We start from the raw sequence: 22186 nt of genomic DNA, 5'->3' as shown, positions 1-22186 counted from the left end.
CGTCGCTCGTTGGACGGGGAACCTCAAACCCATTTTTTCGTTGACATTCCCCGGTCTAAAGACACGGGGATTCTTGGTTCAACGAGACCACTTAAGCTAGAATCCTTTTAAGTTAATAGATTGATTAATCTTCGTGGTCATCAAAAGGATCGTCTAACTGAGTGCTAGGAGGCCCAAAGGATGTGTAAATTGCCATGCCAGTAATGGCAACTAGGATTGCACAGAAAGAAACACCAAGCACTAAACCGGGTTCTAAGTCCATAAATTTAGGTTTATATTATGAGAGCTATGTTTATAGAATATTACAAAATTTAACATAAATACCACCCATGCATTCACTAAACCCAGGCAAACCACCCTACCCTCATAGTGGTATTATCGTCATAGTCAGAATAATCTCATCTGTAAGGTAAACATCCTGCTGAAATATTGCAGCACCCTACAGTGGGCAATAAGAAAATTAAAAAAGCTTTGGCAATTGATCTTAGGTGAACTATGGCACAACGGACTAAGTTGGGAGATATCCTCAGACCCTTAAATGCTGAGTATGGTAAAGTATCTCCGGGTTGGGGAACGACACCTTTAATGGGTGTTTTTATGGCTTTATTTTTGGTGTTTTTGTTAATTATTCTGCAAGTTTACAATAAATCTCTGTTGATTCAGGATGTACTTGTTGATTGGCGCAGTTTAGGCGGCTAATTGCCATTAAAACATCAAGCTTGGATAACAAGTTACCATAGACCCGGCTTGTCCGGGTTTTTTGCTCTTTGGGTAATGGTTGTTAATCACCAACAGCTAATACCATTTTAAATTTTAGATTGTCAAAGACTTACTGCATCAGCTTTGCAGTTTTCTATCTGTCGCTATTATTTTTCTTTATTGATATAACTATTGATTAGACTACATAATGGTGAGGTTCTACTGCGGTTAGAGAGTCTAAAGGAGAAAAATCATGAACATCTTTGGTATTGGTCTGCCAGAAATGGGTTTAATTATGGTAGTGGCACTGTTAATCTTTGGCCCCAAGAAGCTACCAGAAATTGGTCGTAGCTTAGGTAAAACTATTCGCAGTTTCCAAGAAGCTTCCAATGAATTTCAAACTGAGTTTAAACGGGAAGCTGAACAATTGGAAGAAGCTGTCAAAACTACTGCTGAACTGGAACCGAAGAAAATTGAATCAGCAAAATCGCAGCAGGATACTGCTGGTTCTTCTCCCACCAGTTAGGAAAAATGACAGAAGTTCTTACCCAACCAGCTTTGGTAATTCCCCAGCTAATTGTCGGGTTGGGGAATCCAGAGCCTAAATATGACCAAACTCGCCATAATATTGGCTTTGCCGCTTTAGATGCTCTTTCTCGTGCTTGGCAAATTCCCCTGGCGGAAAATCGCAAATTTCAAGGACAGTTTGGTGAAGGGACTGCACGGGGTGGCGGTAAAATTCGTCTGCTGAAGCCGCTAACTTATATGAATCGTTCTGGACAGTCTATTCAAGCGGTGACAAGTTGGTATAAATTACCGCCTGAGTCAGTGCTGGTAATTTATGATGATATGGATTTACCTTTGGGAAAAACGCGTCTGCGCTTGTCTGGTTCTGCGGGGGGACATAATGGGATGAAAAGCACTATTTCCCATTTGAGTAGCCAAAACTTTCCCCGGTTGCGAATTGGTATTGGTAAACCCAAGGGTGTAGCTAATGATGATAATTCTGAGACGGTTTCCCATGTGTTGGGGCGATTTTCTGCTACAGAAACTAAATTGATGACTCTGGTGCTGGAGTTTGTGGTTGAGTGTGTTGAACTTAGCCTGAAGCAGGGTGTAGAAAAGGCTATGAATCGTTGTAATAGCTGGACTATTGATATTAACCCAAGTGGCTAGCTATCTGGTTTGGGCTGGTAATGGGTAATTGGTGATTGGTAAACTTCCTCTTTTCACCTCTCACCTACTATTACACCAGTACCAAGCCGAATGGATATTTAAAAACGACGTTTGCGTCTAGCTGAGACTGCCTTCCGTTTGCGTTTTTCTTGGGGAGTTTCAAAGTGCTTATGATACTTTACATCGGCCAATATACCAGCTTTGGAGACTTGGCGTTTAAACCGACGGAGGGCTGAATCTATACCTTCGTTTTCTCCTAAAACCACCTGGGTCATTCTCAGTCTATCCTCAACTTCTTCTCAATAATTTCCATTGTAATATTAGCCTCAAACTTAGCAAATTCCTCTAGTATAGAGCGGAAGAGAAATTTTAAGAAATAAATAAATTTGAGTTAACCTGTTGCAGTAACTTTTCTTAACTAAAGCATAGTTAAGTGAGAATGACTCCCAAACACTGAACTGGTTAATTCAGAGGTTTTATGACAACAGGTAATCATGTCATTTTCATGCATCCAGATGGGACTAGTCCATCTCACTATGCTTTTGCACGGTTTGTAGATCACGGACCCGATGGACGTTTGAATTGGGACAAACTTGACTACGCTGGTGTTTATCTGGGTCACATGGAAGATCAGCTAGGTGGTACATCCAATGCTGGTGCTGTTACCCATGCTACAGGTGCTAAAGTTTACGCCGAATCTTTTGGGTTAGAAGTAGATGGTTCAGAAATTGTGCCTCTATCTGGTGCTACTAACACAGGTAAAACAATTGTACAGGAAGCGATCGCAGCTAACAAAGTAACTGCCCTAGTTCAGTCTGGTGCGATTTTTGAACCTGGTACAGCGGCCTTCGTTGCTCAAGTTGGTGAACTGATTCGTGATGATGGAAGTAGAGTTCCTCCCAGACAAAGGGCTGCTGATATTGCCAAACAGGTAATTGAATCAGGTGTTGATTTTATCCTGGGTGGTGGTGAACTCAACCTTTTACCAGTTGGTACTGCTGGTTTTCACGGTACAGCTGCTCAACTTGATGCTCTAAGTACCAATTCCCTACAACGCCCCACAGAAAACCTGATTGAATTAGCAGAAAGTTTAGGTTATACAGTTGTTTACACAGAAGCACAACTCACAGCTTTACTTGATCTGCCTACACCACCAACCAAAGTGTTAGGTGTATTTGCACCTATCCATACCTTTAACGATCGCCCTGAAGAAGTTTTAGCAGCAGCTAATTTACCACTGTATCTGGAAACAGCGCCAACCATTGCAGAGATGCTGGATGTCACCCAGAAGTTGATGGAAAAACACCCCAACTTTGATAATGGTTCAATTACGATTGTTGAAGAAGAAGGTACAGATAACTTCGGTAACAACAACAACGCTGCTGGGACTTTAGAAGGCTTGCGGCGGACAGATGCAGCCATTGGGGTAGCAATGGACTTCATCGAGAAGTATCCTAACACTTTGATGTTAACTGCCGCTGACAGTGATGCCGGTGGTTTACAGGTGGTAGATCCCCGCACTGCTGGACAAAATCTAGGCAATATTAACAATAACCCCACCACAGAATCCCGTAACGTACCATTGGACGGGCAAACCGGGGCTAACACCTTGCCTTTTGTCGCTGCTCCAGATGCTAATGGTGATGTATTCAATTTTGGCATCGCTTGGGCGGGTACACCAGATTTTAGTGGTTCTATAGTTTCTAAAGCTCATGGTCTAAATGCAGAGAAATTACCTGCAACCTTAGACAATACCAAAATTTATGAGTTGATGTATGAGACTCTGTTCGAGACTGAACTAGAATCTCGTAATCCTGTACCGACACCAGCACCCCAAGCCACGAAAAATACTGGAAATGTGATTTTTATCCATCCAGATGGTACAAGTCCTTCTCACTACATGGCAGCCCGCAATATTGACAAGGGTCCTGATGGGAGACTGAATTGGGATATGATGTCCAATGCTGGTGTGTACTTGGGACATATGGAAAACCAGTTAACTGGTACTTCCAATGCTGGTGCTGTCACCCACGCCAACGGTGTGAAGGTATTTAACGAATCCTTTGGATTGAATGAAGATCAATCTGTTGTTACCCCGGCTTCTGGCAAAGTTGGCTATACAATTTTAGAAGAAGCGATCGCTGCTGGTAAAGCTACAGCATTATTACAATCTGGTCACTTAGCTGAACCTGGTACTGCTGCCTTTGCTGCGGAAACCACCAACCGTTTAGGTGACAATAACCGAGCGCGAGATAAATACGCTGAGATTATTGAACAAGTCATCCGCTCTGGTACAGACGTAATCATGGGTGGTGGTGAGTTGTATATGTTGCCTCAAGGCACAACTGGTTTCCACGTTACTGCTGAGATAGATGCCTCAGAAACCAGCCCAGTTCGTCGCCCAAGCATCAACCTCATCGAACTAGCGCAATCCTTGGGTTATACGGTAGTTTACACCGAAGCGCAAATGAATCAGGTGGTAAATAGCCAAAACCCACCAACTAAGCTTTTAGGTGTATTTGCTGCTGAACATACCTTTGACGATCGCACCGAAGAAGAACTAGGGCTAAATAGTTCTAGTCCTCTACCCCTATATGTGGCTACTGCGCCCACAGTAGCTGAGATGCTCGAAGCATCTTTGAAAATTCTCAACAAAGACCCCGATGGTTTCTTTGTCGTAGTTGAAGAAGAAGGTAGTGACAACTTTGCTAACAACAACAATGCTGTCGGTACTATTGAAGCTGTACGTCGGGCTGATGCAGCTATCGGTGTAGCAATGGATTATGTCAATACCCAAGATCCAAATACTTTGGTATTGACAGCCGCTGATAGTGATGCTGGTGGGATGCAGGTTTTCCAATATACTCCTTACACTCGTCCATCTGGTAACTCTACCAGTAATCCTCCACTGGCAGATAGCGAGCCTAGTGCGCCATTCATCGGTGTCAATCCCACCACAACCAATACTAACCGGGCAGTTTTGGATGGTATCAATGGCAGTACAGGTACGCCAGAAGCGCCTTGGATACCCTTCCCATCTGTAGATAGCATAGATGGAGAAATGGGTAATTTTGGTGTTGCTTGGGTGGGTACTCCCGATTTCCCTGGTAGTATTGTTTCTAAAGCTTATGGGATGAATGCGGATCTATTACCCAGCACTCTGGACAATACTGAGATATATGACCTCATGTACCAGACTTTGTTCGGTGTGACTCCAGAAGAGGCCGCAGCACAACAAGAAACCCAATTAGTTTCAGGAACTCCTGGTGCTGACATATTAATTGCTGGTGCAGCTAATACTACCTTTGATGGTATTAATGATTCTGTGTTTACTGGTGCTGCTAACGATGATGTAGATGCTCAAACAGCGTCTTCGACCATTGCTGGCCGTAACCGCATCAATACTGGTAGTGGTGCAGATACTATCTATGTAAACAAGGGCGATAGCGCTTTTAGTGGTAGCGGTAATGACGTATTAGATGCTACCGATGCTCAAGGTGGTAATCGGATGTCTGGTGGTGCTGATAATGATATCTTCTACCTGGGTATGGGCGATCGCGCTCTAGGTGGGGATGGTGATGATAAGTTCTATGTCCAGTTAGGTGGTGGTAACTTACTCTCTGGTGGTGCTGGTGCTGACCAATTCTGGATTGCCACTGTTGAACTACCTGATGCTGCTAATACTATCCTTGATTTCCAAAAGGGTGTTGATGTGATCGGGGTTCTTGGTATTTCCTCTAGCAGTTTGACTCTCAGTGTTGTCAGTGGTAATACTGTAATTGGCTTGGATGGTCAAACAGTTGCTATTGTTAATGACGTTACTGGTTTGGATGTCAATACCAATTTTGTTTTTCAATCCTAATTTCAACCTTTGATTTTCTTTTGTTAGTAGCTATTAACCAGGGGAGAAGATTAGTATTTCTCTATTCTCTTCTCCCTGGTTCTTTTTTCATTCAGAGGTAACTACAGATTCAGAATCGAACTCTATAGCAAGGGCTAACTGATACAGTTGACGACGGGATACGGCAGTATCTTTGGCTAATTGACGGCTGGCTTGGGAACGGGAAACTCCCTGTTTCATAATCTGTAATAATTCGGCTTTGAGTTCTGCTTCTGTGAGTTGGGGTTTACTGGCTGGAGTTCCTGCAACTAACAGGGTATATTCGCCTTGGGGTTCTTTTTGCTGGTAATGTGCGATCGCTTCTCCTATTGTCCCCCGCCAAAATTCTTCGTATAATTTAGTGAGTTCTCTTGCTATGACTATAGAGCGATCGCTCCCCAACACTGTCCCTAAATCCTCTAAACTGTCCCGTAAGCGGTGAGGAGACTCGTAAAAAATCAACGTCCGGGGTTCGGCTTGCAAATATTCTAACTGTTGTCGTCGTTGTTGACTCTTTGCTGCTAAAAAGCCTTCAAAAATAAACTTATCTGTTGGTAATCCTGCTGCACTCAAAGCTGTAATTGCTGCACTTGCACCAGGAATAGGTACAACTGTGATTCCTGCTTCAATACAGGCTTTTACCAATTCATATCCAGGATCAGAAATTCCGGGCATTCCCGCATCACTAACCAGTGCGATCGCTTTCCCATTCGTCAAATGCTCTAATAACTCAGGAATGCGGCTATTCTGGTTATGTTCATGATAACTCATTTGGGGAGTTTTCACCTGAAAATGTTGCAGTAGTTTCCCGGTGTGGCGTGTATCTTCCGCCGCAATCATATCCACAGTTTGCAAAATTCGCACTGCCCGAAAAGTGATATCTTCTAAGTTGCCAATCGGTGTACCGACAATATAAAGTGTTGATGGTTTTGGATCAGTTTGCATAAAATATTTTACATGATCAAAAGACAATAATTCTCATTTGTAAGTTGAGTTGAGCAGAAGAACTTCCAACAGCAACTATTTGATTAAATTGGTTTTTATAGCTGTTTTCACTGTACAGTTTTTCATCGCCAACCATGTAGGGGCGGGGTTCCCCTCACAAGGGTAGGTTTTTAATATTATCTGTGAAGGCAGGACTAGGAAGACAAGGAGGGAAGGTAGACAAGGAAGATTTTATACGCACAATGGTCTTTTGACGGACTGTTCTTGTTACCAAGAGAATATGATTTTGTACGGTTTTCCTCCCTTGTCCACTGTCCTTCCTTGTCCACCAAGTCTAGCCCTCACGACAATGTAAAATACCTACCCTTGTGAGGCGGGGAAACCCCGCCCTCGATTGTATTGTATCCAACTACAATTTACCTATGGCAAAATAAAAACTGAAACAGCCGAGACACAGAAAAAAGAAATTCAAATTACACCTTGAAAATTAAGTTACCATACAACTACAAATTAGTTGTTAATAAACTTCTCAAAAACCTCACCAAAATCCTTACGTACATAAGTTTCATGGGCATACTTTAACCAATTAAATGCATACCAGTTAATTGCCTTAAACTGTTCTTCTGAAGTAGATATATTTGTAGCACGACTGACTGTGCTGGAGGCTGTATTTAAACTAGTTTGAGCATATTGATAATAGACGGCATTTTCACGTTGAATGGATGCAATTTTTAGTAAAGCTTTGTACAAGTCTTTCAAGGGGGAAATATAAATTTTAGCAACATCAATAGAGTAGGATTGATCACCCATCGTTAACTTAATTTCGATATCCATATCTATTGTTCCTGCTGTTTCTAACCTCACATCTTTAATAGCGTGTTGACTATAACTAAAGCGTTTGAGTAAGCGTTTTTTACTAACCGCAGAAGTTCCATCCAGATGAATCAAAGCTAGATTAGTAAAACAGTATTCATCGGTTTTTGATTTAATCAGAAAATATATTTTTTCACCTTCTTCATGCATCACATAGTCATCACTCTCCACCTTGTTATAATCTTCGGGTTTGATCACAGCACCAATATCACTCAAACCTAGTGCATCCATCGCCATATTTTTGAACATAATTTGTTGCTCTCCAGAAAGAAACGACTTCTACTCTTATAAGTTTTATTATATATCAGTGGGTAAAAATTCAAGTGTAAAAATTTCTGTTAAGCTGTAAGGACAAGTTTCAGGAAATAAAGACAATCCCGTTTCTCGTTCTGCGCTAATAGTAGCAAGTTGATAAATTTTATCTAGAGAATCAGCTAAAAAAGAGCTAAGACTGGGATTTTCAGCCAGGAGTTTTTCTAAGCGTAAGCGTTGCTCTTTGATAGTTAATTGCCAACATCGAGAACGTAAGTTAGGCTGAAATTGCCATTTCAGTAAATGCATAATTAACACTTCTAATCGGCTTTCTAATTCTCGTTTTTCAGAACGTCCCATGTCTTCAATCTCTTCCGCAATATGATCAAAATCAATTTGATTAAATTGTCTAGTTCTTAGCAAATGCGCTTGTTCTAGTGTCCAAGCATAAAAATCATGATCATGGGTAGTTAGACTCATAGATTATCCTATAATTCATTTAATAATTAGATCAAGTTAGCAATTACAAATGACAAATTCTGCCTTATTTGTCGGTTTAGTCACCTTAGATTTAATTTATCTGGCCGACTCTCCTCCAAAAAATAATCAAAAGCTCGTTGCTACTGACTATACTGTAGCAGCAGGTGGGCCAGCAACAAATGCGTCTGTTACTTTTAGTCATTTAGGTAATCAAGCTCAACTCTTAACTGTGTTGGGTTCTCACCCAATGACGCAGCTAATTCGCACCGATTTAGGAAATTATCAAGTTGCAATTATTGACTTAGACTCTAGCAAAGATACACCACCACCAGTTTCTTCTATTATTGTCACCCAAAGTACGGGCGAAAGGGCAGTAATTTCTATTAATGCCGTGAAAACTCAGGCTAATATTACCTCTATTCCCACAAATATTTTACAAAACACTGATATCATACTTATCGATGGACATCAAATGGCAGTTAGTAAAATTATTGCCGAAACAGCTAAAAACCAAAATATCCCCGTTGTGATTGATGGTGGAAGTTGGAAACCCGGATTTGAGGAAATCTTGCCTTTTGTAGATTATGCACTTTGTTCTGCTAACTTTTATCCTCCAGGCTGCAAAAATCAAGAAGATGTTTTTACCTATCTTCAGAATTTTAACATTCCCCATATTGCCATTACCCAAGGAGAAAAACCGATAGAATATTTAAGTTATCAAAAAAGAGGTTTAATCAATGTACCGAAAATTAAAACCGTTGATACATTAGGCGCAGGAGATATTTTTCATGGTGCATTCTGTCATTACATTTTACAATTTAATTTTCAGCAATCTCTAGAATTAGCTCGTAATATTGCGGCTGAAACTTGTAAATATTTTGGTACACGCCGTTGGATGGAAAGTTAAAATAATTCGTAATTCGTAATTTGTAATGCCTCTTTCAGAGGAGCTATGCCTACGGCACGCTACGCGAACGCTAACGTAATTCGTAATAATGCCTACGGCAGGCTACCGCCAACGTAATTAAGTTTTGCAACGGGGATTTAGACCGCTGTAGATTGAAAATTAGATTTTAAATAACAAATAAACAAAGTAGAAATAAGTTTCTCTGATCAAAAAAGGCAACTGACTATTTAAACTTTGATAGCGGGTAGTCGGTGTGGGAGATGGTTGGGCATCTAAGCCTAAATTTCTAGCCATTAAAACAGCACGTTTTAAATGTAATGGATCACTAACAATGAGAATTTTCTTAAATTGGTAATTTGCCACTAATTCTGAAGCATTTTGTAGATTTTGGGAAGTAGTTCGGGACGTGGTTTCTATGAGAATATCAGATGATTTTACACCTTTGCTGACAGCATAGAGTTTACCAACTAGCGCTTCTGCTAGTTCATCACCATTACCGACTCCACCTGTAAAAATGAGAGTGCGGACATAACCGTTTTGATATAAATTAATAGCGTGGTTAATCCGTTCTCGAAACACAGGAGATGGTTGTTTTCCCCAAACTGCTGCACCTAAAACAATTGCGGCATCTGCCCGAATAGGAGTATAATTGTTACCATAAAAATATATATTAGTAGCTGTAGAAGCGATCGCAATCAATAAGGCAGAGATTAAGGATAAAATTACCAAAACTAACTTATTTTTTGGAAAATGATTATACCTTTGCGCCTTTACCTCTTTACGTGAGCTTTTCATAGAATCTATACTTTACCAAAATCAAAAGAATGCCAAACTTAGAAGAAATACTAAAAATTACTCGTGAGGTAGGTTGGGGTGCAGCTAAATTACTGCGCTCTTATTATCACGGAACTGTCGAAGACGGAAACTTAAACGTACAATATAAACAAAATGAGCCTGTAACTGTTGCAGATGTAGCCGTTAGTCAATATATTTTAGACAAGCTACAAGCAGCTTTAGGTAATGAAGAATTTGGCTATATCAGTGAAGAAACCTATAAATCTCAACAGGGTAAAAATCCTTGTGAATGGGTTTGGATTATTGATCCTTTAGATGGAACCCGGGACTTTATCAACAAAACCGGTGAATATGCAATTCACATTGCTTTAGTTCAAGGAACAAGTCCAGTTTTAGCAGTGGTGGCCATACCAGAAGCGGAAAAGTTATATTATGCTACCAAAGGTGGCGGTACTTTTGTGGAAACCGTTAATGGTTCTGTTCCCTTAAAAGTAGCTGACAATAAACCCATCGAAGATTTAACCTTAGTTGTCAGTCGTTCTCACCGCAATGAAAGATTAGAATATCTCCTGAAAAATCTACCCTGTCAAAATCACAAAGCCATTGGTAGTGTCGGCTGTAAAATCGCTGCTATTCTTGAACAAGAGGCAGATATTTACATTTCTCTTTCTGGTAAATCTGCACCCAAAGATTGGGATATAGCTGCACCTGAACTAATTTTAACAGAAGCTGGTGGTAAATTTACTCACTTCGATGGCAGTCCGTTAAAGTATAACACTGGTGATATTAGTCAATGGGGCGGTTTGCTGGCTAGTAGTTCTCAACATCATCAGATATTGTGTCAGAAATCAGCACAAACCTTAGCAGAGTTTGCCTAAAATGTGCCTTGAGTAAGTCTACTCACATCTTGCACCTTCTCAATAAGGGTGCGGTGGGCAATGCCCACCCTACGCAATAATAAGGGTTGTAGACTTAGATTTTCGCAATAAGATAATGGTGCAAGATATGATTCTATGAGTTTTTCTAGAAATGTTACTCGTTATGAGTTCATATACAAAGGCTATGCTATAGTGTAGGATGTAAGGATTATTTTCGGTTGAGTAAGTCGTTTTAATTTCTTTATAAATGAGTCTCTCCGAATCTAACTTTCTACACTATTTGATTTGGGAGACAGCCTGTTACTATGTCGATTTACGTTGGAAATCTGTCCTATCAGGTTACAGAAGAAGACCTGAAATTGGCTTTTTCTGAGTATGGGAAGGTCAATCGTGTGCAGTTACCCACTGATAGGGAAACAGGACGACCACGTGGTTTTGCTTTCGTGGAAATGCAAGGTGATGACCAAGAAACTAAAGCCATTGAAGCACTTGATGGCGCTGAATGGATGGGTCGTGTTTTAAAGGTAAATAAAGCTAAACCCCGTGAAGAAAGAAGTCCTTCTCGTGGTAGCTGGGGTAATAATGATCGTGATAATCGCCGTTATTAATCCTGTTCTGAAAAATTTTTAACCCTAGAGTCGCCAATAGATAAATCCCAAGAGTCAACTCTGCTGATATATTTTTTTAACTCTAGTATAGTATATATTCACCCACAATAGGAGGAATGAGAATGACGCAAGTAGTTTTGGGGGAAAATGAAGGTATTGAATCAGCTTTGCGGAGATTTAAACGTGAAGTTTCTAAAGCTGGAATTTTCCAAGATATGCGGAAGAATCGCCATTTTGAAACACCTTTAGAAAAAGAGAAGCGTAAAGCAATCGCTAGACACAAGCAACGTCGTCAACAACGTTCTCGCTTCAAGTAAGAACTTTAGAGTAATGTCTATTGCGGCTGTAAATCCAGTCTGCATCTCTTCATTATTCCGCTTCACTTGTGTTATTTGTGGTGATCTTTCCTAACAGCCGCAAATAGCACGCACAAGTTAATAAAAACCTATTTGTAGTAGTGCTGTATTTATTGGCGGCACTACTACAAGTTGTATTTAGGCAGAATTATTTAGCCTAAATTTCCGCCACTGCGCGTTCAATTAAACGCCGAGCTAAAGTTTGCGTACCAGTGTGTTCATAGTAATTTGTAGCTACATCCAGGAAGGCTGCCAGGTAGTCTAATTTGTCATCAGCGAGTTGGACAAAATTTTGCAAGTTACCAACAACCTTTTGTGGTGTTAAATCATTAGCTGCCACAATACCACTCATCCAACCTTTAACGGAATCAAAACTTTCGCCGATAAAGTTGAGTTTACCAGCATCATTGTTGCCAGGAATAGTATTTTTGATGTTTTGGAAAGTTGAGTTTTGTCCTAAGTCCTGGGGACTCATCTGACTAATACCTGATAGGGCTTTGTTGATGAAGTCAGGTCCTAGGGGGATTAAACCATCGACGCAAATTAAAGCCACCATGCGGATGAGTGACTCACCACTATACTCACCTAAAGAGGCAACAAAATCGCCAATACTATCACCGGGAATACCGTTTATTTGGCAAAAAGCTACTAATTCAGCCACTACTTTTAAGGTTAAGTCAATGGTTTGAGCTTTATCTGGTTTGGGAGTGATAGAGTTTAAAAAGCCTAATAGGGGAATTGATTCACCTACTTTATTAGCTAAAGCGGCTGCACCTAAAGCTTTATCTGTACCATCAACAGTTTGATAAAGCCACAAAGCTGTTTGATATCCTTGGGATTTGTCGTTGAATAGATAAATTGCGCGTTCACCAATTTGCTGAATTAAACTGTCGTCATCTTCACCGGTGACGGTTTTAATCGTGTTGACAAAGCCGACAGTATTTTGCCACTCACCGGGAGCGACAAAATCTAAGGATCTGAGCATAGATACAGTCAAGTTACTGGTTGGTAGCTCATCAACTAATTCAAAGATGGATTTGCTCACAAAAATCTCCTATTTGAGGGTTTGTTATCTGAAGTTGAGAGTAACGGTTATTTCAATTTAGCGAGATCATCAAGATCAAATTTCTCAATCCAGTCAGCGCGATCGCTTGCAGTGAATAATGGATCTTTAGAAATCACCTTGACTTGGTACTTACCAACCAAAATAGAAGTTTGGGTTTTGCCCTGTTCCACTGCGGGATAGCCGTCAATTTTCTTGGTGCTATTGGCATATTTTGAAGCTACTCCAGGTAAGCTGGTAGTGTCAGAAATAGCCAATTGCGCGACTACCTTGCCGTCTTTTTTCAAATTCGCTTCCGAAAAGCCTTTTTTCTCTTGGGTATAGACTCGCTCATAGCCATCTTCCCCATCAGGGAAAAAAGCGTTTAATTTACTACCCTGTGTAGCATTTTGAGCAACGGACTGACCACTTTTTTGCTTAGTGCTTTCCTGTTGTACCTGGTCAAAGCGGTTAGGTGCTTTCGTAGCACAAGCTGTAGTCAGTAGTAAGACACACAGTAACAAACTAGCTAAAATCCTGCGCCCACGGGATAAAATCACGATTGGGTTCTCCTTAAAATGTGAGAGGTTTGAAGCAATTATCTGCGCTACTGTAGGTTTTGTACCGGAAAATTTACTTTTTGATCATTATTTGTATTGAGAATTACCAATTTTCCGGCAGCTTTGTGATTAACTCCCCGCGTCTGTGCGTCTCCCTATCCCCGCGTCACCGTGTCCCCGCGTCACCGTGTCTTCATGACGATAAGCGATCGCAGCATAGAAGGGATCTCCTCCTGGTATACCCAACCATTGTAAGAAGTTCGGCGCTGTTGATTGATTGACAATCACTTCTGGAGTAGTAAATCCCGGTACTGAGGCAAAGTAACGCTTAACTAATTCGACTCTAGACGCTTCCGACACATCCCGCCACACTTGAATCGCCTTTTGATGAAACATCCGGTTAGAAAAGCTGATAATAGCGACACCACCCGGTTTGAGGATGCGGTGAATTTCCGTAAATACTGCTTCTGGATACTGCATATACTGCACAGAAACACAGTTGATAACAGCATCGAAATCTTGATCAGGTAAAGGTAGCTGAGGCTTCTCGTTGATATTCTGCACAAAGTAATGGTTTAAGCGAGGATTACGTGCAAGTTCTTCAGCGTTGAGTCCATGTCCTTCCACATGATCAAACTCTATTTCTGCTGGTAAATGAGACACCCAACTGCTCATCATATCAAAAATTCTTGTGTCGGGTTTAAGTCGCTGACGATATAAATCTGTCAACTGTTGAATAAAGCCTTCATCTACATGGGTGACAAAGCGCGGATAGTCATAAAATAACTTATCATCGGTGTCATCTAACTTAAGGCGTTGATTTGGTCTAAGTAGCATAAATGTCTATCTTGGAAGAGTCTTGCACTAGATTGTGCTAATTTTGTATATAGCAATTCCCATTCAAGTGAGGTACAAGCAGTAATAATTAAACGCAGATGGACGCAGATGGACGCAGATAATTTTGTACTTCATTAGACTAGGAAATCCTATATTAACTTACCTTATTTTCATCACCAAACCCAACTCAAACACTTAGAGCTAATAATATTCAACTCGTATTCCACAAATGTTGTACAAATCATCATTGTTTCTTGCTATTTGGCAGCGTCTTCTTTTGCTGAGGAGATTTCCTTATTTTAATTTATTAATTTGGCTAATTCCTTTATTATTATTTACTTCTGGAGAAAATAGCCTCATGGCGCATGATGAAGCACTGTATGCGCGGAGAGCGCGTCAGATGTTTGATTCTGGTGACTGGATCGCTCCTTGGGGTAATGCTCATCATAAAACTCCTGGTTTTTATTGGTTAATTGCTATTTTTTATAAATTATTTGGCGTTAGTGATACTAGTGCGCGACTACCTAGTATGATTGCCGGAATTTTCAGTTTATTAGTAATATATGAAATAGCGAAAATATTACTTGATCAAAAAATAGCATATCTTGCGGCTGCTATTTTGAGTGTAGAATTTCTCTGGCTGCAATATTGTCGGTTATCTACACCAGATTTACCAACAATTTTATTAGTATGTGTAGCTATTTTGGCGTTACTCAAAGCTGAATTAGAGCCGCAAAATCGCTATATTTATGTTTTTATAACTGGGTTAAGTTTTGGACTAGGCTTCTTAATGAGAAGTTTGATGATTGTTGTACCAATAACTGCATTATTACCTTATTTAATTGGGGAACATCGTCGTCATCGTCATCTTTTTAACCCCCTGTTGTATTTGGGAGTTTTAGTCGGTTTAATTCCTACTTTGATTTGGTTATGGTTTAACTGGCTGCGTTATGGAAGTGATAGTTTTGGAAAATTATTGGGATTTGTGGTAGAACTAGGTAGTAATGAACGACAGGGAAATGGCATACTTTTCTATTTCTGGAATGTGCCTTTAAAATCTTTTCCTTGGTTCTTTTTCAGCCTTTTTGGATTAGCTTTAGTAATTCGTTATCCAATTCCTCGCTACCAATTGTTATTAGTGGGTTTTCCTCTGACTTTATTTACGGAAATTAGTCTATTTTCAACTCGTTTATCTCACTACAGTCTTTACCTTTATCCCTTTATTGCTATACTTGCGGCTGTAGGTTTAGATTGGCTGGGGGAAATTTACAATAGAGAATTTACACCAACACAGGAACCAAGAAAAATATGGCTTTTTTCTGGAAGTATGAGATATCTTCCTCGAAATCTTAGTTATGGTTTTGGTGTGTTAGGTAGTGTAGCTATTTTAGCTGGTATAGTAGCTTTGGTAGCAGGTAGTATTGATATTCGCAAATATGCAATTCTTGCTTTAATTTTGGGTTTTGCTTGCTTAATTGTGCCTTTAGTTTGGATTAGTCGTTACTATTTTGATAACAATTTGCTGACTTCTCGCTACTGGGTAGCAAGTTGGTTAATTGCTTGTTGGCTATCTATAGCTACTGCTGGTAATTTAGGGTTGTTAAGTGATTTTAACCCTAATTTTAGAGTCTTTTTTCAACGGCAAGAAATAGCCTCAATTCTTAAAAACAATCCTATCTTTTTTGCTAAATTAGAAGGCAAAGATGCTGTATTGATTAACTTCTATACCCCTATTCATGGTAAAACAGTAGACTCAATTTCTCAATTACCAGCTTTTAGTTATGCTTGGATTTATAAACCTGAACCTGGTGATTTATCTAGACCTCATCGTATTATCGGCACAATTAAAAATTATCAACTAATTCAAGTTTTGTGAGCAATGATTGCGAATCTAGACTATTTTTTTAAAATTTTATTTGGCTAAAAATAACGATGTGATTTCAATATTTTCTGACTTAGCTTTTCTAAAATTGGCTTTTCTTCAGAAGTTACATCGTTAAAAAGCATCTCATATATCAATGGCACACCTAACTGTAACTCTTCCATAATATCAGTCTGGCTAAACACATCTTGAGGTGTTCCCTCTAATATTAACTTTCCCTTATCCATGACAAAGATCCAATCAGACCAAAGATAAACTAAATCAAGATCATGAGTTGCCATTAATATTGTAGTTCCATCTGTATGAATTTTTTTCAACGTTTTCATTAAATTACGAGTATGCAGTTTATCTAAATATGCTGTAGGTTCATCTAACAACAACAATTCTGGTTTTAATACCATTACATCTGCAATAGAAACGCGTTTTTTTTGTCCTAAACTAAGATGATGTACTGGTCTTTCGGCAAATTCATGTAAAGCAAATTCATCTAAAGCTTGTTCAACTCGCGCTTTAATTTCTGCAACTGGTAAACTCAAGTTACACAAACCATAGGAAATATCTTCTTCTACGGTAGAAGCAACTAATTGCTGTTCTGGATCTTGAAAAATTAACCCAACTTTTTGACGTAAATCTGTTAGTGATTCACGGTCATATTTGATGGTATTACCTCTCCAATATAGCTTACCTTTGTGCGGCTTATATAAACCATTAGCCAATAAAAACAAGGTAGTTTTACCACAACCATTTTGACCAATTAACGCGCATTTTTTATGAGCAGGAATTTTCAAACTTAACCCATTTAAAGCTGATTGTTTGGCTCCAGCATAAGTATAATAAACTTCTTCAAACTCTATTAAATATTCGTCATTATCCATATTCATCTAAATTCTAATATTATTAAGATCACACATCCAATAATTGCCTCAATCCCATAGCGTTTAGATACAAAATAACGTTGCGGATGCCAAAATTTAAACTCTCCATTAAAACCCCGTGATGCTAAAGTTAAAGAGATTTGACGATAATTGATGAAAGTGCGTTTGAGTAATTGACCAATGAGCAAAGATAAACTTTTTATGCCAGTTTTAAAAGTGCGGTAGCCACCACGAGACTGTTGCGCTGTCCATAACTCAGATGCTGTGTTTAACAAGACAAAAATAAAGCGGTACATCAATAATAACAGGTCTGTTAAAAGCACCGGAAATCCCACACGGCGCATAGTTTGAAGAATTTCAGTAAATGGGGTGGTGAGAATTATGAAATATAGGCAAAAAAGTGAAGAAATTGCTCTTGTTAAAATGGTGAATCCTTGCTCAATTCCATGTCTACTGACGTATACATAAAAATTACCTAAAGTCAGTCCTGTAACTGAGTCGTTATGCACCAAATTTATGTGACTAGTTTCTACTCCATTGATTAGTAAAGCTGGTAAACTGGTTAAACAAAATAAAGAGCCGATATAAACTAATTTGAGGTAAATTTTAGCGGGAATACCAGCATAAACAACTGTCCAAATACTTATCCAAATGGTAATTAAAATTTGTACTTGGGGATGGGCAAAAGCAGCGATAATTAAGAGTGCAATTGCTAAGAGTAATTTTTGTTGAGGTGCTAACCAACGCAACCTATTTGTGTAAGCAAGGGTATCTATTTGTAGAGTCAATCAATTTTGGATTTTGGATTTTGGATTTTGGATTCTTAACCAATTCTGGGGACTAAATCCCCGTTGCAAAACTTAATTACTTATCCCTAGGGGGACAAGAGGAATTATTACGAATTACGTTAGCGTAGCGTGCCGTAGGCATAGCTCCTCTGAAAGAGGCATTACGAATTACGAATTACGAATTATTTCAATTCGGTCATTCTTTATTTTTTTGCTGCTGGGAACGCCCCTTATACAATCCGATTGCGTAACCAATTACCCCAGCACCTAAAGCAGCTTGAGAGCAAAATAATAGGCTTTCTATTTCCCCGCTTGGCGGTTTATATAAGGGTTCAAACCAGGGTTTATATCCTGGCTGTACTTCACTAATCGCTTTTTGGGCTTTGCTATCTGAACCAGAAAATTCACCTTCGCGCACGAATACTAAAGGTATGATTGCTAAGGTAATCACTGCTATTATTAACAGCCAGTTATTCAATCCGTTTTTAGATTGATTCATTGATTTGAGGTTCCTGTTTGATTAATTTCAACAATTCTAGTTCTGGAGAAGAATAGGATTGTAACCAGTTCCACACCAATACTGTTAATAATCCTTCACTAATTGCTAGAGGAATTTGAGTAATGGCAAAAATTCCCGCAAACTTGGCGAATGAAGCGATAAATCCACCGACGGGAGCAGGAAAAGCTAAGGCGAGTTGTGCAGAAGTAATGATATATGTAAGTAAATCTGCTAAAGCTGCGGCTATAAAAATGGCGATTTTTTGTTTACCAGTTAGCCGTATTGTTAGATGATATATCCAGTAAGCAGCAAATGGACCTGCAATAGCCATTGAAAAAGCATTCGCTCCTAATGTAGTCAAACCACCATGAGCTAAAAGTAGTGCTTGAAATAATAATACTAAAGTTCCTAAAACCGACATCGCCAATGGTCCAAATAGCACCGCGCCTAACCCTGTTCCTGTAGGATGGGAACAACTACCTGTGACTGAAGGCATTTTTAGGGCTGATAAAACAAAGGTAAAGGCTCCCGATAATGCTAGGAGTAATTTTAGTTCTGGGTTCGCTTGGGTGATGCGGGTGAGCGATCGCAATCCTAACCCAAAAAATGGCAAAGCTACCACCCACCAAAAAATTGCCCAACCAGGTGGTAAATAACCTTCCATAATATGCATCCCATAGGCTGGTGCAGATGCTCCCACAACTAGATAAAAGCTGAGAATCCCAATCAGAATCAGGGATACACGTTTTGATTTAATCATAATTTTTGGCAAGTTCCATACCTCGCAAATGTATTTTGTGGGTTGTCTGAATCTAATACGATTATTATTATCGTTGGACTTTTGACAACTAGCTTAACTCAAGGAAAATAAATTGCACTTTCAAAGTAATTGAGACTTATTGACAAGAATTTCTGATTCAGTATACTATGCAAATTAATTGCGAATCTTTTGCAACTTTTATTTCTGCTTACCTTGATTAATTTCATGTTTAAAAACTTTACCTTGAGTAAAGATAAACTTTGGAGCCGTCGCCAACTGCTGAAACTAGGCTTAACAGGTGCTGGGATCACGGGTGGGGCAGCAATTTGGCAGATGCTAAATGCAAAAAATTCCTCACTTGTGAGAGTGCCACCTATGGAAATGATGGCACATCATGACGCTGCTAACCCGATGCAGGTGTTACGGGATTTTGAATATGGGACTGTGAAGCGAGAGAATGGACGCACTATTCGAGAATTTGAGTTGACAGCGGGTACTTCTACTATTCAGCTTAACAGTGCAGTATCATACAATATCTGGGACTTAAATGGACGTATTCCCGGCCCCACATTACGAGCAAAACAAGGTGAACGGGTGCGGGTACTGTTTCTCAATAATGCAGGACATTCCCATTCTCTGCATTTTCATGGCGTTCATCCCTCAGAAATGGATGGGGTGCGTCCCGTGAGTAACGGTAAAGCCACAATTTATGAATTTGATGCCGAACCCTATGGCGTTCACTTGTATCACTGCCATATTGAACCAGTGACTCGCCACATTGCTAAGGGTTTATACGGAATGTTTATTATCGATCCCCCTCAACCCCGCCCCCCAGCTGATGAAATTGTTTTAATCATGTCTGGGTATGACGTGAATGATGATAACCGAAATGAATATTACGCCTTTAATGGTCTTCCGCACCATTTTATGCATCATCCCATCCAAATTTATCAAAATCAGCTAATTCGATTATATGTTCTGAATATTATTGAATTTGACCCCGCTGTGACGTTTCACCTTCACGCTAACTTTTTTGATGTTTATCGTTCCGGGATGACTATGACTCCCAGTGAAAAAACAGATGTTTTAACAATGGGTGTTGCAGAAAGGCACATTTTAGAATTTGCTTTTCGGTATCCGGGTAAGTATATGTTTCATCCTCATCAGGATGCTGTGGCTGAAAATGGATGTATGGGTCAATTTGAAGTCGTCGCCGAAAAAGACTCCAAAAACCCCCGCAAGCAAATCTAAATCCAAGTCATGAAATCTTTAAACCATTTTTTCTATATATAGTGAGAATATTTATTATCTGATATGAATATTTTTGCTGTATATAACTAGTAAAAAATGAAGAGAAGAGTTACTAAACAAATAACTATCAAGTTTGTCAAAAGTATTCAATTCCCTAAGAGCAAAAATGATTAAATACCGTTACATCTTCTTGTCTATCGCTGCTTGTGCCATAGTTTCCCTGAGTTCTTGTACCAGCGACACACCAACAGCAGACATTAAATCAACACCAGGTACAGCAACGGTTACAGAAAGTACTACCCACAGTGGTCACGGTAGTAAAGCTCAAATCAACATTAATAATGCGATATTATCGCAGTTAGATAAATTTGAAGCTAAACTAGGTGTTCCCGCTTTATCTAACAAAATTCAAGCAAATCGTCCCTACGCTAGTCCAGAAGATTTAGTTAGCAAAAAAGTAATTACTCAACAACAGTTTGACCAAATTAAAGACATGGTGACTGTTCAGGAAGTGGTACTTACAGGTGAAGCAAAAGATGTTGATTACATAACCAAACTGGGATTAATGAAGGGACATCTGTTAGTAGCCAAAGAACTGCTAGATCAAAATCAGCCTAAACAAGCAGAACCCCATATTGGACATCCAGTTGAAGAGATTTATGTTGATGTAGAAGAACAACTCAATGAACGCAACGTTAAAGAATTTAAAAGCAACTTGGTAAGTTTAACCGAGTTAGTCAAATCTAATCCCAAGGATGCCAAAATAAAAACTAACTTTACCACTTCTGTGCAAGCAGTTGATAGTGCGATCGCAGCCCTACCCGCAGAGCAACTTTCAAAATCGAGCTTTGTGCTACAAGTAATTGGTGGTTTGCTAGATGCAGCTAACTCAGAATATGGTGCAGCAGTTGCAAATGGCAAAATTACCGCCCCCATTGAATATCAGGACTCCCGTGGCTTTGTAGTCTACTCTAATGAACTATATAAAGGGATTTCTAGCCAAATGGCTCAAGAAAATCCTGAAGTACACAAAGCCATAGATACAGCTTTGGCTGAACTGGTGAAAGTTTGGCCGACTGCTATCCCACCCGCCCAAGCACTCAAAACCCCTGAAGATGTTACCAAATTGGTGAAAACCATAGAGGAAAATACTCAAAAAGTGCGAGACAAAACTATCACTAAAGCACAAATTTAGTAATCAGACACCATTGGAACCACAGAATAAGCAGATTAAAATGATTGATAAGAGAGAAAATAGTTAAAAGTTAAAAGTTAAAAGTGAAGAATAATCCCAGCTTCTAACACCTAAAAACTGTATAACTCCTAACTAAATTACTCTCAATTTGTAATTTTGCTGAACTTAACAACAAATGCAAGAACTCGACCAAAAAAAAGCCATAGACCTACTCAATGCCATCATGGAATTTGAACTAGCTGGGGTAGTCCGCTACACCCATTATTCCTTAATGGTGACAGGCCCAAACCGCATCCCCATTGTCGCTTTTTTCAAAGCCCAAGCCGCTGAATCTCTACTCCACGCTCAACAAGTAGGAGAAATTCTTACAGGCTTAGAAGGGCATCCCTCATTGAAAATCACCCCAATGGAAGAAACTTATAAGCACACAGTCAAAGATATTTTGACAGAAAGCTTATCCCATGAAAAAACAGCATTGGATTTGTACAAAAGTCTCCTAGAAACCGTTACTAATGCCAGCATCTATTTAGAAGAATTCGCCCGTGGCATGATTGGACAAGAAGAGATGCATAATCTCGAACTGAAGAAAATGTTACGCGATTTCAGCTAATATTCTCTGGTCATTAGTCAAAATTTAAACATTTTTGA

Annotated in this window: 25 protein-coding genes; 12 read left to right on the top strand and 13 right to left on the bottom strand. The window is 39.5% G+C overall.

Annotated elements, in window-relative coordinates; translation table 11 throughout:
* Positions 1-124: 124 nt before the first annotated feature.
* Complete coding sequence (psbN, locus tag H6G59_RS04605) at positions 125-262, bottom strand: photosystem II reaction center protein PsbN (RefSeq protein WP_127056010.1); 138 nt, start codon at positions 260-262, stop codon at positions 125-127.
* A gap of 233 nt (positions 263-495) precedes the next feature.
* On the opposite strand from psbN, the gene psbH reads away from it, so the two are divergent.
* From psbH to pth, 3 genes are all read left to right on the top strand, one after another.
* Positions 496-699 (top strand): photosystem II reaction center phosphoprotein PsbH, encoded by a 204-nt coding sequence (gene psbH, locus H6G59_RS04600; RefSeq protein ID WP_016952633.1) that lies wholly within the window; start codon positions 496-498, stop codon positions 697-699.
* Positions 700-952: 253 nt separating this feature from the next.
* The gene (locus H6G59_RS04595) at positions 953-1225 is read left to right on the top strand and encodes a TatA/E family twin arginine-targeting protein translocase (protein ID WP_127056011.1); all 273 of its coding nucleotides are present in this window, start codon (positions 953-955) and stop codon (positions 1223-1225) included.
* Between the two features lie 5 nt (positions 1226-1230).
* The gene (pth, locus tag H6G59_RS04590) at positions 1231-1875 is read left to right on the top strand and encodes an aminoacyl-tRNA hydrolase (protein ID WP_190711972.1); all 645 of its coding nucleotides are present in this window, start codon (positions 1231-1233) and stop codon (positions 1873-1875) included.
* Between the two features lie 98 nt (positions 1876-1973).
* Here pth and rpsU (H6G59_RS04585) read toward each other — a convergent pair whose 3' ends face one another.
* Entirely contained in the window at positions 1974-2150 is a 177-nt protein-coding gene (rpsU, locus tag H6G59_RS04585) for a 30S ribosomal protein S21 (protein ID WP_015214505.1), read from the bottom strand.
* Between the two features lie 203 nt (positions 2151-2353).
* Between rpsU (H6G59_RS04585) and H6G59_RS04580 the strand changes: the two genes are divergently transcribed.
* The gene (locus H6G59_RS04580; protein WP_190711971.1) at positions 2354-5737 is read left to right on the top strand and encodes an alkaline phosphatase; all 3384 of its coding nucleotides are present in this window, start codon (positions 2354-2356) and stop codon (positions 5735-5737) included.
* A gap of 87 nt (positions 5738-5824) precedes the next feature.
* On the opposite strand, the gene rsmI is transcribed toward H6G59_RS04580, so the two are convergent.
* The 3 genes from rsmI to H6G59_RS04565 all read right to left on the bottom strand — a co-directional run bounded on the left by rsmI (position 5825) and on the right by H6G59_RS04565 (position 8305).
* Positions 5825-6700, bottom strand: a complete 876-nt coding sequence (rsmI, locus tag H6G59_RS04575) for a 16S rRNA (cytidine(1402)-2'-O)-methyltransferase (protein ID WP_190711970.1) — start codon at positions 6698-6700, stop codon at positions 5825-5827.
* Between the two features lie 510 nt (positions 6701-7210).
* On the bottom strand, positions 7211-7822 hold the full coding sequence (locus tag H6G59_RS04570; RefSeq protein WP_190711969.1) for a PH domain-containing protein: 612 nt from the start codon (positions 7820-7822) through the stop codon (positions 7211-7213).
* A gap of 48 nt (positions 7823-7870) precedes the next feature.
* Entirely contained in the window at positions 7871-8305 is a 435-nt protein-coding gene (locus tag H6G59_RS04565; RefSeq protein WP_190711968.1) for a DUF29 domain-containing protein, read from the bottom strand.
* A 49-nt stretch (positions 8306-8354) separates the two neighbouring features.
* On the opposite strand from H6G59_RS04565, the gene H6G59_RS04560 reads away from it, so the two are divergent.
* Entirely contained in the window at positions 8355-9212 is an 858-nt protein-coding gene (locus H6G59_RS04560; protein WP_190711967.1) for a sugar kinase, read from the top strand.
* Between the two features lie 159 nt (positions 9213-9371).
* Here H6G59_RS04560 and H6G59_RS04555 read toward each other — a convergent pair whose 3' ends face one another.
* Entirely contained in the window at positions 9372-10007 is a 636-nt protein-coding gene (locus H6G59_RS04555) for a YdcF family protein (RefSeq protein ID WP_190711966.1), read from the bottom strand.
* A 29-nt stretch (positions 10008-10036) separates the two neighbouring features.
* Here H6G59_RS04555 and H6G59_RS04550 point away from each other — a divergent pair, with 29 nt between their 5' ends.
* The 3 genes from H6G59_RS04550 (at position 10037) to rpsU (H6G59_RS04540) (ending at position 11810) form a co-directional block, all read left to right on the top strand.
* Positions 10037-10885 (top strand): 3'(2'),5'-bisphosphate nucleotidase CysQ family protein, encoded by an 849-nt coding sequence (locus H6G59_RS04550; RefSeq protein ID WP_190711965.1) that lies wholly within the window; start codon positions 10037-10039, stop codon positions 10883-10885.
* A 305-nt stretch (positions 10886-11190) separates the two neighbouring features.
* On the top strand, positions 11191-11493 hold the full coding sequence (locus tag H6G59_RS04545) for an RNA recognition motif domain-containing protein (protein WP_190711964.1): 303 nt from the start codon (positions 11191-11193) through the stop codon (positions 11491-11493).
* Between the two features lie 122 nt (positions 11494-11615).
* Complete coding sequence (gene rpsU / locus H6G59_RS04540; RefSeq protein WP_013192888.1) at positions 11616-11810, top strand: 30S ribosomal protein S21; 195 nt, start codon at positions 11616-11618, stop codon at positions 11808-11810.
* Positions 11811-12006: 196 nt separating this feature from the next.
* Here rpsU (H6G59_RS04540) and H6G59_RS04535 read toward each other — a convergent pair whose 3' ends face one another.
* The 3 genes from H6G59_RS04535 to H6G59_RS04525 all read right to left on the bottom strand — a co-directional run bounded on the left by H6G59_RS04535 (position 12007) and on the right by H6G59_RS04525 (position 14288).
* The gene (locus H6G59_RS04535; RefSeq protein WP_190711963.1) at positions 12007-12894 is read right to left on the bottom strand and encodes a hypothetical protein; all 888 of its coding nucleotides are present in this window, start codon (positions 12892-12894) and stop codon (positions 12007-12009) included.
* A 47-nt stretch (positions 12895-12941) separates the two neighbouring features.
* Positions 12942-13451, bottom strand: coding sequence for a hypothetical protein (locus tag H6G59_RS04530; RefSeq protein WP_190711962.1), 510 nt, complete (start codon positions 13449-13451; stop codon positions 12942-12944).
* 129 nt (positions 13452-13580) lie between these two features.
* Positions 13581-14288 carry a class I SAM-dependent methyltransferase gene (locus H6G59_RS04525; protein WP_190711961.1) on the bottom strand — a complete coding sequence of 236 codons (708 nt, stop codon included), beginning with the start codon at positions 14286-14288 and terminating at the stop codon, positions 13581-13583.
* A 229-nt stretch (positions 14289-14517) separates the two neighbouring features.
* Here H6G59_RS04525 and H6G59_RS04520 point away from each other — a divergent pair, with 229 nt between their 5' ends.
* The gene (locus tag H6G59_RS04520) at positions 14518-16164 is read left to right on the top strand and encodes an ArnT family glycosyltransferase (protein WP_190711960.1); all 1647 of its coding nucleotides are present in this window, start codon (positions 14518-14520) and stop codon (positions 16162-16164) included.
* Between the two features lie 44 nt (positions 16165-16208).
* On the opposite strand, the gene H6G59_RS04515 is transcribed toward H6G59_RS04520, so the two are convergent.
* From H6G59_RS04515 to H6G59_RS04500, 4 genes are all read right to left on the bottom strand, one after another.
* On the bottom strand, positions 16209-17045 hold the full coding sequence (locus H6G59_RS04515) for an energy-coupling factor ABC transporter ATP-binding protein (protein WP_190711959.1): 837 nt from the start codon (positions 17043-17045) through the stop codon (positions 16209-16211).
* 2 nt (positions 17046-17047) lie between these two features.
* A complete protein-coding gene (gene cbiQ, locus H6G59_RS04510) occupies positions 17048-17833 on the bottom strand; it encodes a cobalt ECF transporter T component CbiQ (protein ID WP_190711958.1) in 786 nt (261 codons plus the stop codon).
* Between the two features lie 196 nt (positions 17834-18029).
* Positions 18030-18332 carry an energy-coupling factor ABC transporter substrate-binding protein gene (locus H6G59_RS04505; RefSeq protein WP_190711957.1) on the bottom strand — a complete coding sequence of 101 codons (303 nt, stop codon included), beginning with the start codon at positions 18330-18332 and terminating at the stop codon, positions 18030-18032.
* The gene (locus H6G59_RS04500) at positions 18319-19092 is read right to left on the bottom strand and encodes an energy-coupling factor ABC transporter permease (protein ID WP_177176271.1); all 774 of its coding nucleotides are present in this window, start codon (positions 19090-19092) and stop codon (positions 18319-18321) included. Before H6G59_RS04500 ends, H6G59_RS04505 begins: the two co-directional genes overlap by 14 nt.
* A gap of 225 nt (positions 19093-19317) precedes the next feature.
* Between H6G59_RS04500 and H6G59_RS04495 the strand changes: the two genes are divergently transcribed.
* The 3 genes from H6G59_RS04495 (at position 19318) to H6G59_RS04485 (ending at position 22148) form a co-directional block, all read left to right on the top strand.
* Entirely contained in the window at positions 19318-20343 is a 1026-nt protein-coding gene (locus tag H6G59_RS04495; RefSeq protein ID WP_190711956.1) for a multicopper oxidase domain-containing protein, read from the top strand.
* A gap of 166 nt (positions 20344-20509) precedes the next feature.
* Positions 20510-21538 carry a ComEA family DNA-binding protein gene (locus H6G59_RS04490; protein ID WP_190711955.1) on the top strand — a complete coding sequence of 343 codons (1029 nt, stop codon included), beginning with the start codon at positions 20510-20512 and terminating at the stop codon, positions 21536-21538.
* Between the two features lie 175 nt (positions 21539-21713).
* Positions 21714-22148, top strand: coding sequence for a ferritin-like domain-containing protein (locus H6G59_RS04485; RefSeq protein ID WP_127056030.1), 435 nt, complete (start codon positions 21714-21716; stop codon positions 22146-22148).
* Positions 22149-22186: the final 38 nt, after the last annotated feature.

Origin of the sequence: Anabaena lutea FACHB-196 (assembly GCF_014698305.1) — a bacterium.
In the GTDB taxonomy this organism is placed as follows: Bacteria; Cyanobacteriota; Cyanobacteriia; order Cyanobacteriales; family Nostocaceae; genus Anabaena; species Anabaena lutea.
Note: the sequence above shows the minus strand (reverse complement) of the source record. Positions and strands in the feature narration are given on the sequence as shown.

What these genes read in the sequence shown, in the direction of transcription:
- H6G59_RS04485 (WP_127056030.1), top strand. Translation starts at nt 21,714, where the DNA reads ATGCAAGAACTCGACCAAAAAAAAGCCATAGACCTACTCAATGCCATC.
- H6G59_RS04560 (WP_190711967.1), top strand. Translation starts at nt 8,355, where the DNA reads ATGACAAATTCTGCCTTATTTGTCGGTTTAGTCACCTTAGATTTAATT.
- H6G59_RS04545 (WP_190711964.1), top strand. Translation starts at nt 11,191, where the DNA reads ATGTCGATTTACGTTGGAAATCTGTCCTATCAGGTTACAGAAGAAGAC.
- H6G59_RS04580 (WP_190711971.1), top strand. Translation starts at nt 2,354, where the DNA reads ATGACAACAGGTAATCATGTCATTTTCATGCATCCAGATGGGACTAGT.
- H6G59_RS04490 (WP_190711955.1), top strand. Translation starts at nt 20,510, where the DNA reads ATGATTAAATACCGTTACATCTTCTTGTCTATCGCTGCTTGTGCCATA.
- H6G59_RS04515 (WP_190711959.1), bottom strand. Translation starts at nt 17,045, where the DNA reads ATGGATAATGACGAATATTTAATAGAGTTTGAAGAAGTTTATTATACT.
- rpsU (WP_013192888.1), top strand. Translation starts at nt 11,616, where the DNA reads ATGACGCAAGTAGTTTTGGGGGAAAATGAAGGTATTGAATCAGCTTTG.
- rpsU (WP_015214505.1), bottom strand. Translation starts at nt 2,150, where the DNA reads ATGACCCAGGTGGTTTTAGGAGAAAACGAAGGTATAGATTCAGCCCTC.
- psbH (WP_016952633.1), top strand. Translation starts at nt 496, where the DNA reads ATGGCACAACGGACTAAGTTGGGAGATATCCTCAGACCCTTAAATGCT.
- H6G59_RS04525 (WP_190711961.1), bottom strand. Translation starts at nt 14,288, where the DNA reads ATGCTACTTAGACCAAATCAACGCCTTAAGTTAGATGACACCGATGAT.
- H6G59_RS04505 (WP_190711957.1), bottom strand. Translation starts at nt 18,332, where the DNA reads ATGAATCAATCTAAAAACGGATTGAATAACTGGCTGTTAATAATAGCA.
- psbN (WP_127056010.1), bottom strand. Translation starts at nt 262, where the DNA reads ATGGACTTAGAACCCGGTTTAGTGCTTGGTGTTTCTTTCTGTGCAATC.
- H6G59_RS04570 (WP_190711969.1), bottom strand. Translation starts at nt 7,822, where the DNA reads ATGTTCAAAAATATGGCGATGGATGCACTAGGTTTGAGTGATATTGGT.
- H6G59_RS04595 (WP_127056011.1), top strand. Translation starts at nt 953, where the DNA reads ATGAACATCTTTGGTATTGGTCTGCCAGAAATGGGTTTAATTATGGTA.
- H6G59_RS04520 (WP_190711960.1), top strand. Translation starts at nt 14,518, where the DNA reads ATGTTGTACAAATCATCATTGTTTCTTGCTATTTGGCAGCGTCTTCTT.
- H6G59_RS04550 (WP_190711965.1), top strand. Translation starts at nt 10,037, where the DNA reads ATGCCAAACTTAGAAGAAATACTAAAAATTACTCGTGAGGTAGGTTGG.
- H6G59_RS04495 (WP_190711956.1), top strand. Translation starts at nt 19,318, where the DNA reads ATGTTTAAAAACTTTACCTTGAGTAAAGATAAACTTTGGAGCCGTCGC.
- H6G59_RS04500 (WP_177176271.1), bottom strand. Translation starts at nt 19,092, where the DNA reads ATGATTAAATCAAAACGTGTATCCCTGATTCTGATTGGGATTCTCAGC.
- pth (WP_190711972.1), top strand. Translation starts at nt 1,231, where the DNA reads ATGACAGAAGTTCTTACCCAACCAGCTTTGGTAATTCCCCAGCTAATT.
- H6G59_RS04555 (WP_190711966.1), bottom strand. Translation starts at nt 10,007, where the DNA reads ATGAAAAGCTCACGTAAAGAGGTAAAGGCGCAAAGGTATAATCATTTT.
- H6G59_RS04565 (WP_190711968.1), bottom strand. Translation starts at nt 8,305, where the DNA reads ATGAGTCTAACTACCCATGATCATGATTTTTATGCTTGGACACTAGAA.
- rsmI (WP_190711970.1), bottom strand. Translation starts at nt 6,700, where the DNA reads ATGCAAACTGATCCAAAACCATCAACACTTTATATTGTCGGTACACCG.